The sequence below is a fragment of the Burkholderia sp. A9 genome (assembly GCF_000801975.1).
On the sequence record NZ_JSZN01000062.1, the window covers coordinates 1 to 676 of the forward strand.

Annotated in this window: 1 protein-coding gene; it reads left to right on the top strand. The window is 63.5% G+C overall.

Annotated features, from left to right (window positions below):
• Positions 1-290: 290 nt before the first annotated feature.
• Positions 291-676: FadR/GntR family transcriptional regulator (locus tag PI86_RS15380; RefSeq protein WP_152608129.1), on the top strand; the 386-nt coding region annotated here is incomplete at its 3' end.

A 676-nucleotide genomic window follows, 5' to 3' on the forward strand; every position in this document is an offset into this window, starting at 1 on the left:
GAAGAACGCGCCGAGCGCGACCCCCAGGATTAATGCGACGACTACCCGGCCAAACAGCGAATTGAGGAATTTCGACACGGCGCTCTCCCGATCCAACGGTTGCAGTTTCGTCTGTTCATACTGGTAAGACCAGTGATGTTATGGTGGATAGTAGGAAGCCGATATAGTGGCGTCAAGGACGAATCAAATAGGGATTTCCCACCCCTTCGTCCGCGCTTTCGACGCACCAAACAGGGGCTGATCGTGGCTTTCCCGTAGGTCGGTGATGCACCGTGCGCGTGCGGATTACAATGCTGGTCAGACCGGCCATCGCTCACATCATGAAAAACGTTCCGCACACCGTGACCGACGCCGCCATCGCGACGATCCGCGACCGGATCGAGGCAGGCGTGTATCCGGTCGGCAGCCTGCTGCCGGCCCAGCGCCAGCTCTCCGAGGAGCTGGAGATCAGCCGCGCGTCGCTGCGCGAGGCGCTGTCCACGCTCGAGGCGCTCGGGATGCTGCGCATCCGCGCCGGCAAGGGCGTGTATGTCGAAAGCGCGCAGGCGACGGCCGCCCATCCATGGCGGTTCGCCGAGCAGTCGTCGCCGCCCGACACGTACCAGATGCGTTACGCGCTCGAAGGGTTCGCCGCGCGGATGGCCGCGCACGTCGTCAGCGACGACGACATCGCGTG